The organism is Seonamhaeicola marinus (assembly GCF_008085455.1).
The window spans coordinates 1-633 of record NZ_VSDQ01000365.1 but is presented as its reverse complement, the minus strand read 5'-3'; the positions used below and the strand labels follow the sequence as shown (position 1 = coordinate 633).

Below are 633 nucleotides of genomic sequence, written 5' to 3'. Positions count from 1 at the left end.
AACATACAAAACATGTACAACATGTAATGGTACAGGGCAAGTTACACGTATAGCAAACACTATTTTAGGTAGAATGCAAACATCATCACCATGTAATGTTTGTGGTGGTGCAGGTGAAATTATTGATAAAAAACCTGCCGATGCTGATGCTCAAGGTTTAAGAATAGTTGAAGAAACCGTAGCTATTAAAATTCCTGCAGGCGTTGTAGAAGGCATGCAATTAAAAGTTTCTGGTAAAGGAAATGAAGCTCCAGGAAATGGTATTGCTGGTGATATTTTAGTGGTTATTGAAGAAGAACCACACGATAAGTTACAACGCGAAGGCGATAATTTGCATTATGATTTATATGTAAGTTTCCCCGATGCAGTTTTAGGTACATCAAAAGAAATTGATACCGTTACAGGTAAAGTTCGTATTAAAGTTGAAGCAGGTGTACAGTCTGGTAAAATTTTACGCTTACGCGGAAAAGGAATACCAAGTATTAACGGTTATGGTAAAGGAGATTTGTTAGTACACGTAAATGTTTGGACACCAAAAACGCTAAACAAACAACAAAAAGAGTTTTTTGAAAGTATGCGTGAAGACGAACATTTTGACCCAAAACCCGAAAAATCTGATAAATCTTTCTTTGA

Annotated in this window: 1 protein-coding gene; it reads left to right on the top strand. The window is 35.9% G+C overall.

All coding sequences use genetic code 11. The annotated features are described in order from the left end of the window. The coding region (locus FUA24_RS04950; protein ID WP_317131938.1) for a DnaJ C-terminal domain-containing protein at positions 1-633 on the top strand (633 nt) is incomplete at both ends.